The following is a 14,627-nucleotide window of genomic DNA, read 5'->3' as shown; positions in this document are numbered from 1 at the left end:
TGAATGATCAGAAAGGATCTTCTTCAATGTCATTCAGCTTCGATCCGCGGATAATATTTCCATTACCGAAATCTTCCGATGGATTTATTCCCGCTGCAGGATTATAAGTTGCATTTCCTTCCGCGCTGTTCTGTCCGCCGAAATCATTGGCAACGTCCATGAATTTTGCAAGGCGATCCACGAAACGCAGCGTCACACTTCCCACTGCACCGTTACGGTGTTTTGCAATAATAATTTCCGCCATTCCAGCCGTGCTGTTTCCTTCTGCAGTAACATCAAGTCCGTAATATTCCGGGCGGTGAATGAAAAGTACCATGTCGGCATCCTGCTCGATCGCACCGGATTCACGAAGATCGGAGAGCTGCGGTTTTTTATCGCCACCACGTGTTTCTACTGCACGGCTCAATTGAGAAAGCGCGATGATGGGAATGTTCAGTTCTTTCGCAATACTTTTCAATGAACGTGAGATCATACTGATCTCCTGCTCGCGGTTTCCATTGCGCGAATTATCAGAACCTGCGGTCATGAGCTGGAGATAATCCACCACCACCATTTGAATATCATGTTTCTGTTTCAGTCGCCGGCATTTTGCACGCAATTCGAAAATAGAAAGTGCAGGAGTATCGTCAATGAACAACGGCGCGGCCGAGAGCTTTCCGATCTTCGTATGCATTTGCTGAAACTCGTGTTCTTCAAGATTTCCTTTCCGCAATTTTTCTGCAGGCAATTCCGATTCGCTGGAGATCAAACGCTGAACCAATTGCACCGAAGCCATTTCAAGAGAGAACACAGCGACAGGGCGATTAAAATCAACGGCTGCATTTCGCGAAAGTGAAAGTACAAATGCAGTTTTTCCCATTGCAGGACGAGCTGCGATGATCACGAGATCCGAATTCTGCCAGCCGGAAGTCAACCGGTCGAGTTCAGTGAATCCGCTCGGCACACCATTCACACCGCTCTTCTGCTCGCGCGCGGTCTCGATCTGTTTCATCGCCTGGTTGATGAGCGTACTCATCGGGTCATAATTCTTGCGGATGTTTCCTTCCACGACAGAAAATAAATTCGCTTCTGCTTTATCGAGAAGATCGAATACATCGGTGGTGTCTTCGTAAGCGGCTTTGATCGTGTCGCTGGAAATATTGATGAGTTCGCGCTGAATAAACTTCTGGGAAACTATCCGCGCATGGAATTCTACATTGGAGGAAGAAGCAACGCGGCTCGTGAGTTGAGAAATGTAATAAGCGCCGCCCACGATCTCGAGTTCGCCGGTACGTTTCAGTTCCTGCGTTACCGTAAGAATATCGATAGGTTCCGACCGCTGAAAAAGATTTTGAATGGCAGCGAAAATTCTTCCGTTGGCTTCTTTGTAAAAACTTTTCGGCTGCAGGATATCGACCACTGCAGTGAGCGCATCTTTTTCGAGCATGAGCGCGCCGAGCACGGCTTCTTCGAGATCAACTGCCTGTGGGGGAAGTTTTCCGAGCTCGTACAATTGCTGGGTTACCTGTGAGAGGTGCGCAGGACGTGTGCTGGGGGAATTTTTTTTCTGTTCGGTACTCATCTTCTCAGGGTCAACAGTTATTTTTTCGGGAGGGCATCAAAAGTAGAAAAATACCGATCGCTTCAACGGCTTCCAGCTATTTATAAATGTAAACGTCTTTTGAACAGGGATTGTTAATGATTTGCACTTTTAGTTTTGAACAATTTTCCGGTTCATATTCTGAAATTTTGTAAGAATGAAATTTTCCGGCTTCTGATGTGAGTAAGATTTCATTGCCCAATTGTCATTTGTCATTGGAAAATAATATTTGATCAGCAACCGGCAACTAATGACTATTTACCAATGGCCAATTTGCCTATTTTTGCACCTCGTTTATGTCTTCCATTCAGCTCGGTGATAAAGAGTTCGTACCCTATCTTTCAGAAGAGAAAATTCTGTCGGCGGTGCGCGATGTTGCAGCAAAAGTGGAACGCAGTTATTCCGGAAAGAAACCGCTCTTCATTGTCGTTCTCAATGGCTCTTTCCTTTTTGCTGCCGATCTTCTTCGTAATTTTTCTTTCGACTGTGAAGTTTCATTCGTGAAAATGGCTTCTTATTCCGGAACCAGTAGCGGGAACGTTACGGAACTGATCGGGTTGAATGAGAATATTTCCGGCAGGGATGTGGTTATTGTGGAAGACATCATTGATACGGGAAATACGATCACGAAAATTTTCGAAAAAATAATTGCACAACAACCTTCGTCAGTGAAAGTGGCCACACTTCTTTTCAAACCCGGCGTGTACAAAAAAAATATTCCCGTCGAATACATCGGTCTGGAAATCCCGAACGATTTCATTGTGGGATATGGGCTCGACTATAACGGGCTCGGAAGAAATCTCCGCGATATTTACGTAATAAAAAAACAGCATAACCCGCTTTGAAAAAAATAAAACAGAAATTATGCGCAACATTGTACTCTTCGGTCCGCCGGGTGCAGGCAAGGGCACTCAATCGGAAAAATTAATTGCACGTTACGGATTCGCACACATTTCCACCGGCGATATTTTCCGCCGGCACACTGCCAATAATACCGATCTCGGAAAACGCGTGAAAGAGATCATGAACAACGGAGAATTGGTTCCCGATTCCATTACCATTGAAATGCTCAAACAGGAAATTGATAAAAATCCCCAGGCAAAAGGGTTTCTCTTCGATGGTTTTCCGCGCACAGTAGCGCAGGCGCAGGCGCTCGACGATTTTATGAAAGAAAGTAAAACTGCAATTCACGCTGTTATTTCTCTCGAAGTTTCTGAAAAAGAGATCCGCGATCGCATTGCAAAAAGAAAATTAATTTCCAATCGCGCCGACGATGAAGATGAAAAACTGAACAAGAGGATCACGGAATATTTCACAAAGACCATTCACGTACTTCCGTATTATGAAAAAACGGGCCGGCTGAAAAAAGTGGTTGGTGCAGGAAATATTGAAGATATCTTCAACGCACTTTGTAAAGAGATCGATGGATTAAAATAATAATGCAGGAAGAAACTATTTTACTTGGAATTTCTGGGTTATTCTGCAATGATTCGTATTCGTAGATTCGTAAATATTTGTATTTCGTACCATGGCTGATTCAAATTTTGTCGATTATGTAAAGATCTGTTGCCGTTCCGGAAAAGGCGGCGGTGGGTCGGTGCATTTATTGCGCACAGCCCAGACTGCGAAAGGAGGGCCCGATGGGGGAGACGGAGGCCGTGGCGGACATGTGATCATTCGCGGAAATAAACAATTGTGGACGTTGCTTCATTTGAAATATCGCAAGCATGTGATCGCCGAAGATGGTGAGAAAGGCGGGCGGTCGAATATGACTGGAGCGGAAGGAAAAGATGAAGTGATAGAAGTTCCGCTGGGAACAGTGGTGCGTGATGGGGAGAGCGGGGAAATGCTGCGCGAGATAAATGAAGACGGAGAAGAATATATTTCTGTTGCAGGCGGAAGAGGAGGGAAGGGAAATACTTTTTTTGCAACATCCACGCGACAAACTCCGCGATTTGCGCAGCCGGGTGAAGCGGGAAGAGAAGAATGGAAAGTGCTCGAATTGAAATTGCTTGCTGATGTGGGATTGGTTGGTTTTCCCAATGCAGGAAAATCCACTTTGCTTTCTGTTGTCTCTGCAGCAAAACCGGAGATCGCCGATTATCCATTCACAACACTCGTTCCGAATCTCGGAATTGTAAAATATCGTGAGGATCGTTCTTTCATCATGGCCGATATTCCCGGCATCATCGAAGGTGCGCACGAAGGAAAAGGATTGGGATTGCGTTTTCTCCGACACATCGAAAGGAATTCTATTTTGCTGTTTATGGTTCCATCTGATGCGAATGATATTGTGAAAGAGTACAACATTCTTATGAATGAACTGGATGAATACAACCCGGAGCTCATGCATAAAAAAAGAATTCTCGGAATTTCAAAAGCCGATCTGCTCGATGAAGAATTGTTTGCTGCGGTGAAAAAAGAAATGGACAAAAAAATAAAGAAATTAAATATCCCTTATGTTATTTTTTCTTCGGCGACCGGAAAAAATATTCAACAGTTGAAAGATGAATTGTGGAAGTTGATGAATTGAAATTCGTTCTCCTATTCATTATGCGGCGCTCTTCTTCCACGTGGATTTGCGGCCGGCGGAAGCGGCCCAAAATAACTCACACACGGTGTAGTCCACGGACAATGATGCTGCAAAATAATTTGTGCGTCGCCTACCGGTTTATTCAGTTCAATGGAATAATCGCACTCTTCATATCGCTTCCGGTAGCAGGCCGTATCGTAAGTTGAATTCTGATCATTCTTCGGCGTCGAGTACTTTTCTTTTTTCCACGCTTCAACAAAACAATAATTTCCAGGAGCAAGATCAATCTGGAATTTTCCGGCGGTATCAGAAATTACAGAATCAACAATAGAACATTTATCAGAATTAGAACTTCCTGTTTTCACATACAATTTTATTCCCGCAGTTGGTTGCGCCGGCGCATTCAGCAGGTCGTCCGATGGCCTTGCTCCCCCGCAATAATCGCTTTTTACAAGAAGGATTCCTGAAACTGAAATAGAACCTGTTCCTTTATTTGGCGGTGGAAATTTTTCAGTATGCCTGCACGTCCACGATGAAATACAAAGTGTGATAGTAAGAATAAAAATTGCGGCAGGAAATTTCATTATGTCAAGTTAAAAAAAATGTCATTAGCCAATGGCAACCGAACGAAGTTCGTTAACGGAAAAGTTCCAGTTGTTCCATTCCAGGCAAACTTTTTTCATGACGAAGCAGCCATTCTTTCCGATGCAGCCCCCCGGCATAACCCGTTAGACTTGCGTCGCTGCCTATCACGCGATGACAGGGAACGATGATCGCAATTTTATTTTTTCCATTGGCAGTTCCGGCCGCACGAATTACTTTTTCATCGCCGAGATTTTTAGCGAGATCGAGATAGGAAATTGTTTTTCCGAATGGAATTCTGCACAATTCATTCCATACTTTCTGCTGAAATTCTGTTCCTTCCTGCTTCAGCGGCAGATCAAAAATCTTTCTTTCTCCCGAGAAATATTCTTCCAGTTGCTTCTTCGCTTTTAAAAGTAAAGGGGGAATTTCACTTTCCGGATTTTTTGCTTCATCGCGGAATTCTACTTCGTGAATGAATTGTTCATCACCCACAATTTCTATTGTTCCTACCGGCGAATCAAATATTAGTCCGGGCATTTCTGAAAAAATTATTTTGCGAGTAAAGTGATCACCTCTTCGATCAACTGCTCCTTGTCTATAGGAACCACACCCACGCTCTCGCACACGAGCCCGCCTGCAATGTTGGAGATCTCTGCGATCATTTCCGGTTTCAATCCTGCAGCAAGACACATCGCTGCCACGCTCACCACCGTGTCGCCCGCGCCCGATACGTCTGCGATGTTACGCAGGTGTGCAGGTAATAATTTTTTCACATGGCGGCCATGAACATAAATTCCGTGATCCGAAAGCGTGATCAGCGCAAGTTCTATTTTCAATTTTGTCTTCAGAAGATCCACCGCCTTCGTCAGTTCTTTCTCGCTCCTCTGGTTGAAATCGATCTTCAATCCTTCTTTAAGTTCTTTCAGGTTTGGTTTGAATAAAGTTACACCCTGATAATTCATGAAATGTTTTTTCTTCGGATCGACCACCACGGGAACTTTTTTCTTTCTTGCACGATTCACCACATCGCGGATGAGGGGTTCAGTGATCAATCCTTTGTCATAATCTTCAAATATGATCACGTCTATCTTCTGTGTGTCGAGCAGGTAAGCAATGCGCTGCAGGAATAAACTCGTTTCATGCGGAGTAATATCAGAATCGATCTCTTCATCCACGCGGAGTAAATGATGATTATTCCCGATGACCCTGGTTTTTTCCGTGGTGATCCGTTCACGGCTTTTCAGAATTCCTTTCGGCGCCAGTTTTTCTTTCATCATCAGATCAAGAAAAAGAGTTCCTTCACGATCCACACCGATCACCGAACAAAGAATGGGTAGGGCTCCCAATGCCTGAACATTCAGCGCCACATTCGCAGCGCCACCAAGCCGCTGCTCTTTACGGATCACAGACACGACCGGTACCGGGGCTTCCGGGGAAATGCGGGAAACTTTTCCCCACACATAATTGTCGATCATCACATCGCCAATGATGAGTACGCGGAGTTGAGAAAAACTTTCGAAGATCTTGCGGATCGCTTTAGAGGAATGTTTTGCCACTAACTTTTTTTTGAGATGATAAAAGTACGGATTTCATTGGAGAGCGGAAGGAGGAGAGCTGGGGGAATTTCAGGGTAGCGTATCTTTGTTTATGTTCTCCGGACTCCACTCTCCACCCTCCAATCTCAAATGTTCGCAATCGTAGATATAGAAACTACAGGAGGCCGTCACGACCGGGATCGCATCACCGAGATCGCTATTCTTGTTCACGATGGATTAACGGTGACTGAAAAATATTCCACACTCATCAATCCCGAATGCAGGATCCCCGAATTTATAACGCGCATGACACGCATCACGAATAAAATGGTAGAGGGTGCGCCGAAGTTTTACGAAGTAGCGAAGAAGATCGTGGAGATGACGGAAGGAAAAATATTCATAGCGCACAATGTGAATTTCGATTATAATTTCATTCAGCGGGAATTCAGTTCGCTCGGTTACAAATGGAAACGAGAAAAACTGTGCACGGTAAAACTCAGCCGGAAACTTTTGCCGAAAAGAATTTCTTATTCGCTCGGAAAATTATGTGAATCACTTGGAATTGAAATTGCCACCGGTGACCGCCATCGTGCAATGGGAGATGCCGAAGCCACTGCAAAACTTTTTGATATTCTCCTGCAGAAAAAATCGGAACACCCCACCTACAGGAGGCAGGATATTCACGAGATCAATACGTCGAAGGTCGATAAGATCAGGTTGTACGTGCTGAAAAAACTTCCTGAAGAATGCGGCGTGTATTATTTTCTCAATAAAGAAAAAGAAATCATTTACATTGGCAAAAGCACAAACATGCGCACGCGCGCCATCGGCCATTTCAATAACAAACAAACAAAATCGGACCAATTGAAAAACGAATTGATGGATGTGGATTTTGTGAAAACAGGAAGCGAGTTGATCGCCCTTTTGCTTGAATCGGAAGAAATAAAAAAACACAAGCCGAAACATAACCGGGCGCGCCGGAGAGATGTATTCACACATTCCATCGATCATTTCATTGATAAAAAAAACGTGATCAATTTTAAAATTGTCCCCTGCGATGAAGCGAATGATCCGCTGCTGAGTTACACCACCTATACTTCCGCACGGGAAAAACTGAATGAGTGGATCGATGAACATTCGCTCTGTCTCAACCATTGCGGGCTCAACGAAACCGGCGGCGAATGTTTTCAGCGGCACGTTAAGAAATGTTACGGAATCTGTACCAATGATGAAGTTGTGCAGGAATACAACCTTCGTGCGCAGAGGATACTTGATGAGTACCGGAAAGAAAAAACAGACTACGTTCTCATTGACAAAGGCCGCACCGAAGAGGAAAATTCCATTATTCTTTTCGAGAAAGGGCGTTATGCCGGTTATGGATATTTTGACAAGAGTGATACAATCTCTTCTTCCGAAGAATTGCGTTCACGGATCAAACGCGCAAATTATTTTCCGGATGTGGATGAATTAGCGAGAGGATGGTTGTCGCAGAATCAGAAACTGAAAAAAATAATTCTGTAAGAAAATAATCCCTAATGACAGACCATTATTTTTTCTTCGCATGCGTATGCGCTTGTTTCCACGCGCACGAAATAAATTCCATTCTGAAGTTGTGTCATATCCATTTCCGTTCTCTCTCCGTGAACAGCAGAACGCAGGATCACTTTTCCGCACGGATCATAGATGAGAATTTCGCCTTTGTTTGCAGAAGCGCCATTGAAAAAAGATCCGGAAATATTCACCGTAATTTTTTCGTTCGCAGGAACCGGCGAAACATTCATTGTGAAATTATTTTCATTTGAATTTATTGCCAGCGGCAAACTGTCGGGAGTAAATTGATAGTGATCCTGGAAATAAACTGTGCTGTTCCATCCTGTGCAGATGTATCCTTTCGATGTTGTTCCAAAACCGGCCGGCAAATGGCGAGGTAAGCCGGGGAAATTTGTCATCGTCATCCATGAATCGGTAGAAGGATGATATTCATAAAAATCCTGCCGGTCACCCGACATCGCAAATCCTGTTCCGATATAACCGAGCGCACCAACAGAAAAACCTGTTGCATAAAATCTCGCGACGCCGGCAAATGTCGCACGCGGCGACCAGGAATCAGCAACAGGATCATATCGCCAGAAATCCTGCGTGAATGGTACGATGCCATCGAAACCGGTTCCGATATATCCTTTACCACCAATTGCAAAACCTGCAGCACCATATCGCGCTGTTCCTCCAAAATTCGCTTTCGGTGTCCATGCATCCGCGAGTGTATCGTATTTATAAAAATCCTGCTTCACTACGCCGTCATTTCCAGTTCCGATGTATCCGTTTGCACCAATGGAAAATCCAACGCACATGTAGCGTGCAGTTCCGGAGAAATTCGCTTTTGCCGACCAGTTGTTTGCCGTGGTATCGTATTTCCAGAAATCTTTGTAATAAGTTCCGTCGTATCCTGTGCCGAAATAGCCATTTGCACCAATGGAAAAAGCAACACCACCGAATCTCCCGGCTGCGGGCAAACTTGCAATTTGTGTCCATGCATCTGTCGCCTGGTTGTATTTCCAGAAATCCTGGTGATACGTTACGCCGTCATATCCTGTGCCTACATATCCCATATTGCCAATGGAAAAAGCAGCAGCGCCATAGCGGCCGCCTCCTGCATAATCAAGTTTCTGCAACCAGGTGCCCTGCGCATACGCAAGAGAAATGAGGGTCGAGAAAAAAAGAAGTGCGTAGAATTTTTTCATGGGAAGTGGGTTTGGGTGTGAATGAAAGTTATGAAAAAAGGTTTTCGATGCAAAAGTTTCCGGGGAAAAAATTATCACGGTCAGTTTTTTTCTGAAAAAAATCAGCATCATTTCAGAATGGATAAAAAAAACGGGCATCTCTTCCGAAATGCCCGTTTGTATTTACGAGAGCGAAAAATTTATTCCGCCACTTCTATCATTTTAAAAGGAACGCTGATAATGGCCTGGTAATCTTCGCCGGCTTCGAGCATATCCTCGTCATCCTGTTCATAATACCAGTTGATGATGATAGCGCTTCCACCTTTGTGGATCGCTTCGAGTTTCTTGAAAACATCAAGAATACATTTTGAAGAACTTGTATTGAAATATTCGAGTTGAATATTCACGTTCGTATTCGACTGGGGTTTGCCGGCATAGCGTTCCAGTTGTTCTACAAGTGGTTTGTAAAACTCGATGGAGTTTTCCGGAATAGAGCGTCCGCGGATTTCAAGAGTTCCAGCCGACATATCAAAAGTGATGGTCGGTGTTTTTGGGGTGCCTTCGATGACTATGCGTTCCATAAGTGTAATTATTGATGATGTGTGTTATTGTGCGATTTTAATATTCAGGCTGAAGAAAGAATAGGTGTCATCCACCGGCATGAAATGATAATTAAGTTTCTGACCGGTCTTGCGTGCAATATCGATCATTCCCAATCCGCCGCCACCTTTGTCTGACATTTCTCCGTTATTCAGTACTGCTTTGTAATAATCTTTGAGTTCTTCTTTGGAAAGCCGGTTGATCTCGTCGAGTCTTGATTTCAGTTTTTCTACGTTATCGCCGAGAATATAATTTCCGGTAATGATGTTGTATTGATTATCGATCTTACCGATCATGAAGATCGCAGAGCGGATATTTTCTCCGTCGCCTGTTGTAACTGAAGTGCCGTTGAGTGAACGCGGAATTTCATCCATGTGGTGATAAAGATTCTGCAGGCATTCAACGAGCACATTGTAAACTTTCTTCTTGATCTTGGGTTCTTCCTGCATGGTATCAAGTTTGGATTCCATGATTTGCAGGATAGAAGTAAGCAACTCCGAGGTAATATCGCCCTTGAAGGAGAGCATGATATTATTACGCTCCATCTTATCGTAAAAATCGTAAATGTCTACCATCATAAATGGTACGAGATTTCTCGGGTTACAATTTTGCCTTCGCTTTGCTTCAGCGGGGCAGGTAAGACAAATATAGGGGGAGTTTTGGAAAAACCAAATCCTCTAAGGGAAGCAAGAGTAAGAGTGGGAGCGTGTGTGTTTGTATTCATCATCGTTAGAAAAAGCGGCTATGGGTAAGAAGCCGCCTTTCCTGATTTTTCTGATCAGTTCATAGTGAATTCAAATGTATTTCCGTCTATGCTTATCGTGCCTTTATTGTCGCAGGTGCCGTTTCCGAAATCAACTGTTCGCGTTGATTTTCCGTCGGGAGTCAATTCGAAAGTTCCCTTGGTGATCCAGCTACAACTCAGGTCACGCACAATGGGACTTGTAATTGTGGAAGTCCATGTTTTTCCATTGCGGTCTGTTCCGTGATTAGATCCTGTGATGGTAATGATCTGCGGATCGGTGGAAACAGTTGATCCCGAGCTGAACGTAATATTCCTATCGCAATCAAAAAGAATGGTCCAGTCGGTTCCTTTCGTGCATTTTCCATTGGTAACAACTTTGTGCCAGGAGTTGACACCTGTACGTGTAAGCGTGATAGTTCCCTGATATTGTATTGCACCAACAAAGAAAGTATCGAGCGACATAGTAGCAATAGCTCCTACGTAATCCCACGGATCAGACAAGGTCATTCTTATTTTTCCTTTGCGGATCTTTCCGTCAACCGTATCTGTACAACCCGTTCCGTAATCAATGGTCATGTAGCGCGGCCATGCTCCATTGTTGGTATCCACGGTTACAGTAGGGCAGGAAGATTGAGCGTAAGCGCCCTGTATCACGCGGTGCATGCCAGGTTCATCTATAGTTATTTTATTCACAGCAGGGAGCATGCGCATGAATTCTCCTTCGCAAATGTTATTGTCAGTTGCAGAAGTGGTTTCGGTATCAACCGGAGTTTTTTTACATCCGTTGATGAAGAGCGTTGTTCCAACTGCGAGTACAGTTGATACGACAAGTACTGGTGTGAAAAATCGTTTCATGTGAACGGGTTTTGTGAGTTGAACTTAAGACAATGCCGGTTGTCAGAAGGTTTAATGCAAAGCTAAGCGTTTTACGCTTATTTTATGAAAAGGTTTTGATCAATCTTACGCGCCGAAACGAGGTCGTCAGATGCGGATTCCTGCAATGAGAACATCATCCACCTGCTGAAATCCTTCTTTCCATTTGTCAAAAGTATTTTCAATCAGCGACGCTTGTTCGGTCATAGGCAACACATGTACTTCCACCAGTTTTTCAAGGAGCCGTTTCATCATGAATTTTTTTCCGCGTTCGCCCCCGAACTGATCTGCGAATCCATCGGAGAACATATAGATCGTATCTCCTTTGTCAAATTTAAAACGATGCGTGGTGAATTTTTTATCACGCGTGTCGTGCGTTCCCCCAATAGGAAAACGGTCACTGTCAATTTTACTGAGCAATCCGTTGCGTATAACAATAAGCGGCCTAAGCGCACCGGCAAAATTCACTTCATGTTTCGATCTGTCGATAACGCAAACAGCAATGTCCATTCCGTCTGCCGTATCCTGGTCATGCTGGTCTTGTTTCAATGCTGCCCTTACGCCTTCATTCAGCCGGTCGAGAATTGTTCCCGGATCATCGATTCCTTTTTCAAGAACGATCTGGTTAAGCAGATCGTGGCCTATCATACTCATGAGCGCACCCGGAACTCCGTGACCGGTGCAATCGGCAACAGCCATAACACATTTTCCTTTTCGCTCACCGAACCAGTAAAAATCTCCGCTCACAATATCTTTTGGTTTATACACTACAAAACTTTCCGGGAAATGCGAGTAGATAAGATTAAGATCGGGCAACATGGCCGACTGGATTCTTCTTGCGTATTGAATACTTGCAGTGATGTCTGCATTTTTCTGTGCAAGTTCCTGCGTGCGCTCCGCCACTTTTGTTTCGAGTATCCTGTTCTCTTTTTTGATAGCGGCTGTCCGGTAACGTACAAATCCGAAAAATCCAGTGATGATAACTAAAACGCATAAAGTGTAAAACCAATTAGTTTTCCAGAAAGGAGGTTCTACATGAATGCGCACTAATAATTTTTCATTGCTCCAATTTCCATTGCTATCGGCCGCACGCACATACAACGCATAATCACCCCCGGGAAGATTCGTGTAGCTCACATAACGATTTGTAGTGGCAGGCGACCATTCTTCATCGGCTCCTTCAAGACGATACCGGTAAAGATTTTTTGTGGGATCCACATAATCGAGAGCTGAAAGTTCGAATTGAAAATTATTATCGCGCCATCCTACGCTGATCAGTTTAGTATCGGTGATCACCGTATCGAGACGGATCTCTTTTCCGAAACGTTTGTATGAAATAATAAAAACGGGAGGCGGAGGAGATTTCGAATCAGCCGTACGGATATCAATGATATTCAATCCGCCCTGTCCGCCAAAAAATATTTCTCCTTTCTTATTCTGAAAATAAGCGCCCTGATTGAATTCCGCGGTCTGCACTCCTGCAGCAGGGCCGAAATTGCGGAACATTTCATCACCGGTTTTAGAAGGGGAAAAACGAGTGATGCCTTTATTGTGGCTGAGCCACAGATTTCCATTCGGATCAATGACCACTGCATAAATATTATCACTCGGCAAACCATCGCGTTCATACCAGGTCCGGAATTTTTTTGTGGCCGGATCGAATTCGTCAATTCCATTCGCAGTACTCATCCACAAGTGGCCCGAATTATCTTCCGCAATATTGTAAACGATATTATTTGAAATGGAAGACCGGTCGTTATCATCGTGCTGGTAGCTTATGAATTTATTTGTTCCGCGCGGGCGCACCATCACACCACCTGCGCGCGTGCCTACCCATAGATCTCCGCGCTTATCGAAATACAAACCGAAAATATAATCGACACTCAGCGAATCATGTTCTGCTGTGAATTCCTGCAATGAATCTGTTTTCGGATCGAGACGATAAATTCCCGCACCGAAAGTTCCGAACCATATCGCGCCGGTTCCCGGTTCTTCTGCGATGCAAAGAATGGATCCTTCCTGCAACCGGTTTTTCGGCGAATAAGAGACGATCTTATTTGTTCGCGGAAAATAATGATTGAGCCCTTCTCCATAAGTTCCCACCCAGATCGTACTGTCGCTTGCCTGCAGCAATGAAAGAATACTGTTGTTCGTTGCAGTAGAAAGTTCAGGATGCTGCGTGTAAGTATTCGTCGCACGGTCGAGAGTAGTGAGTCCGCCTTCGCTCGTTCCGATCCACAACAATCCGCTGAAATCTTCCATCACACATTGAATTTTATTGCTCATGAGCGTGTTGTTCCCGACACCGGGCCGTTCTGATTTCCGGATATGGCCTATCTGCGAAGTGGAACGGAAATAAACATTCAACCCTTCGCCGCTTGTGCCGAGCCACATATTTCCGTCGCGATCTTCAAAAACACATTTGATGGTGGAAGATTTTACTGCAAAAAAATCATTTTCATTCGGTGTGTAATGCTGAAAAGTTCCATCGCTTTTATTGAACACGTCAACACCACTATCATAAGCTCCAAGCCAGATATTTCCATTGCCATCACCGGCCATCGAAAGAACGCGGAGCGTGGAGATGGTAAACGGCGTTCCATCAGGGATCAGTGCTTTTTCGTAAGAATGTGTTTCTGTATTGAAGATCTGTACGCCGCCGCCATTCGTGCCTATCCACATGTGTTTTTTATCATACATGAGCATGCTTCGCACCTGGCGGCATTGCTGTTTTCTTTTGTCATCAAGAAGAATGTGTCCCGAATAAAGTTTTCCGAGTGCATCATCAGAAAGATCATAATTGTAAAATCTATTCGAAGAAGCATCGAACATGGAAATATTTTTCCCGTAAGTACCGATCCAGAGATTTCCTTTTTCATCTTCGGCGAGGTCATAAATTTTATCGGAGCTGATGGTTCCTTCACCGGAAAAATTGGAAAAGTAGCGTGTGAATTTTTTTGTGGAAGGATCAAAAGCATTCAGTCCATTCTCGGTTCCGGCCCATATTTTTCCGTCTTTCGTTTCGTGAATTACGTGAACAATATCATTGCTCAGTGAATTCTGATTCTTCGGGTCATTCACATAATGCGTGAATTTTTCCGTGTAAGGATCGAATGCATCGAGCCCGCCGCCATTCGTGCCGATCCAGATGACCCCGTTCGAAGATTCGCAAATGGAATAGATGAAATTATTCGAAAGCGAATTTTTATTGTCGGGATCGCGTTTGTAAACAAGAAAATTATAACCGTCGTAACGGTTCAATCCTTCCTGCGTGCCGAACCACATGAACCCGCGAGAGTCCTGGAGAATGCAGTTCACTACCGATTGAGAAAGTCCGTTCTCGAGCGTAAGATGGGAAAATTTGTAATCCTGGGCGCCAAGAAAAATCCCGCACTGCATATAAATAAATGCCGTGATCAGTAAACGGAAAAATTTTTTCGGAAAAAATCGAATCATA

At 44.2% G+C, this 14,627-nt stretch carries 13 protein-coding genes; 4 read left to right on the top strand and 9 right to left on the bottom strand.

Features of this window, described 5'->3' with window-relative positions:
- Positions 1 to 7: 7 nt before the first annotated feature.
- The gene (gene dnaB, locus HY064_04785) at positions 8 to 1,561 is read right to left on the bottom strand and encodes a replicative DNA helicase (GenBank protein ID MBI3509957.1); all 1,554 of its coding nucleotides are present in this window, start codon (positions 1,559 to 1,561) and stop codon (positions 8 to 10) included.
- 314 nt (positions 1,562 to 1,875) lie between these two features.
- Here dnaB and hpt point away from each other — a divergent pair, with 314 nt between their 5' ends.
- The 3 genes from hpt to obgE all read left to right on the top strand — a co-directional run bounded on the left by hpt (position 1,876) and on the right by obgE (position 4,112).
- Positions 1,876 to 2,424 carry a hypoxanthine phosphoribosyltransferase gene (gene hpt / locus HY064_04780; protein MBI3509956.1) on the top strand — a complete coding sequence of 183 codons (549 nt, stop codon included), beginning with the start codon at positions 1,876 to 1,878 and terminating at the stop codon, positions 2,422 to 2,424.
- A 19-nt stretch (positions 2,425 to 2,443) separates the two neighbouring features.
- On the top strand, positions 2,444 to 3,016 hold the full coding sequence (locus HY064_04775) for an adenylate kinase (GenBank protein MBI3509955.1): 573 nt from the start codon (positions 2,444 to 2,446) through the stop codon (positions 3,014 to 3,016).
- Between the two features lie 91 nt (positions 3,017 to 3,107).
- Entirely contained in the window at positions 3,108 to 4,112 is a 1,005-nt protein-coding gene (obgE, locus tag HY064_04770; GenBank protein MBI3509954.1) for a GTPase ObgE, read from the top strand.
- Positions 4,113 to 4,123: 11 nt separating this feature from the next.
- Here the strand turns inward: obgE and HY064_04765 are convergent, their stop codons facing one another.
- Genes HY064_04765 through HY064_04755 form a run of 3 tightly spaced genes read right to left on the bottom strand, consistent with a single transcriptional unit; the run spans position 4,124 to position 6,229 of the window.
- Positions 4,124 to 4,696 carry a prealbumin-like fold domain-containing protein gene (locus HY064_04765; protein ID MBI3509953.1) on the bottom strand — a complete coding sequence of 191 codons (573 nt, stop codon included), beginning with the start codon at positions 4,694 to 4,696 and terminating at the stop codon, positions 4,124 to 4,126.
- Between the two features lie 52 nt (positions 4,697 to 4,748).
- Complete coding sequence (locus HY064_04760; GenBank protein MBI3509952.1) at positions 4,749 to 5,234, bottom strand: methylated-DNA--[protein]-cysteine S-methyltransferase; 486 nt, start codon at positions 5,232 to 5,234, stop codon at positions 4,749 to 4,751.
- Positions 5,235 to 5,245: 11 nt separating this feature from the next.
- Positions 5,246 to 6,229, bottom strand: coding sequence for a D-glycero-beta-D-manno-heptose-7-phosphate kinase (locus HY064_04755; protein ID MBI3509951.1), 984 nt, complete (start codon positions 6,227 to 6,229; stop codon positions 5,246 to 5,248).
- Positions 6,230 to 6,382: 153 nt separating this feature from the next.
- Between HY064_04755 and HY064_04750 the strand changes: the two genes are divergently transcribed.
- Complete coding sequence (locus HY064_04750) at positions 6,383 to 7,753, top strand: GIY-YIG nuclease family protein (GenBank protein ID MBI3509950.1); 1,371 nt, start codon at positions 6,383 to 6,385, stop codon at positions 7,751 to 7,753.
- 11 nt (positions 7,754 to 7,764) lie between these two features.
- Here HY064_04750 and HY064_04745 read toward each other — a convergent pair whose 3' ends face one another.
- From HY064_04745 to HY064_04725, 5 genes are all read right to left on the bottom strand, one after another.
- On the bottom strand, positions 7,765 to 8,973 hold the full coding sequence (locus HY064_04745) for a T9SS type A sorting domain-containing protein (GenBank protein ID MBI3509949.1): 1,209 nt from the start codon (positions 8,971 to 8,973) through the stop codon (positions 7,765 to 7,767).
- Between the two features lie 179 nt (positions 8,974 to 9,152).
- The gene (locus tag HY064_04740; GenBank protein ID MBI3509948.1) at positions 9,153 to 9,533 is read right to left on the bottom strand and encodes a DUF1987 domain-containing protein; all 381 of its coding nucleotides are present in this window, start codon (positions 9,531 to 9,533) and stop codon (positions 9,153 to 9,155) included.
- 24 nt (positions 9,534 to 9,557) lie between these two features.
- Positions 9,558 to 10,127 carry a hypothetical protein gene (locus HY064_04735; GenBank protein ID MBI3509947.1) on the bottom strand — a complete coding sequence of 190 codons (570 nt, stop codon included), beginning with the start codon at positions 10,125 to 10,127 and terminating at the stop codon, positions 9,558 to 9,560.
- 203 nt (positions 10,128 to 10,330) lie between these two features.
- Positions 10,331 to 11,152 (bottom strand): hypothetical protein, encoded by an 822-nt coding sequence (locus HY064_04730; protein ID MBI3509946.1) that lies wholly within the window; start codon positions 11,150 to 11,152, stop codon positions 10,331 to 10,333.
- A 126-nt stretch (positions 11,153 to 11,278) separates the two neighbouring features.
- Positions 11,279 to 14,626, bottom strand: a complete 3,348-nt coding sequence (locus tag HY064_04725; GenBank protein MBI3509945.1) for a SpoIIE family protein phosphatase — start codon at positions 14,624 to 14,626, stop codon at positions 11,279 to 11,281.
- Between the last annotated feature and the right edge of the window lies 1 nt (position 14,627).

The sequence above is a fragment of the Bacteroidota bacterium genome, assembly GCA_016194975.1.
Taxonomy (GTDB): domain Bacteria; phylum Bacteroidota; class Bacteroidia; order Palsa-965; family Palsa-965.
This window is presented reverse-complemented; position numbering and strand designations above follow the sequence as displayed.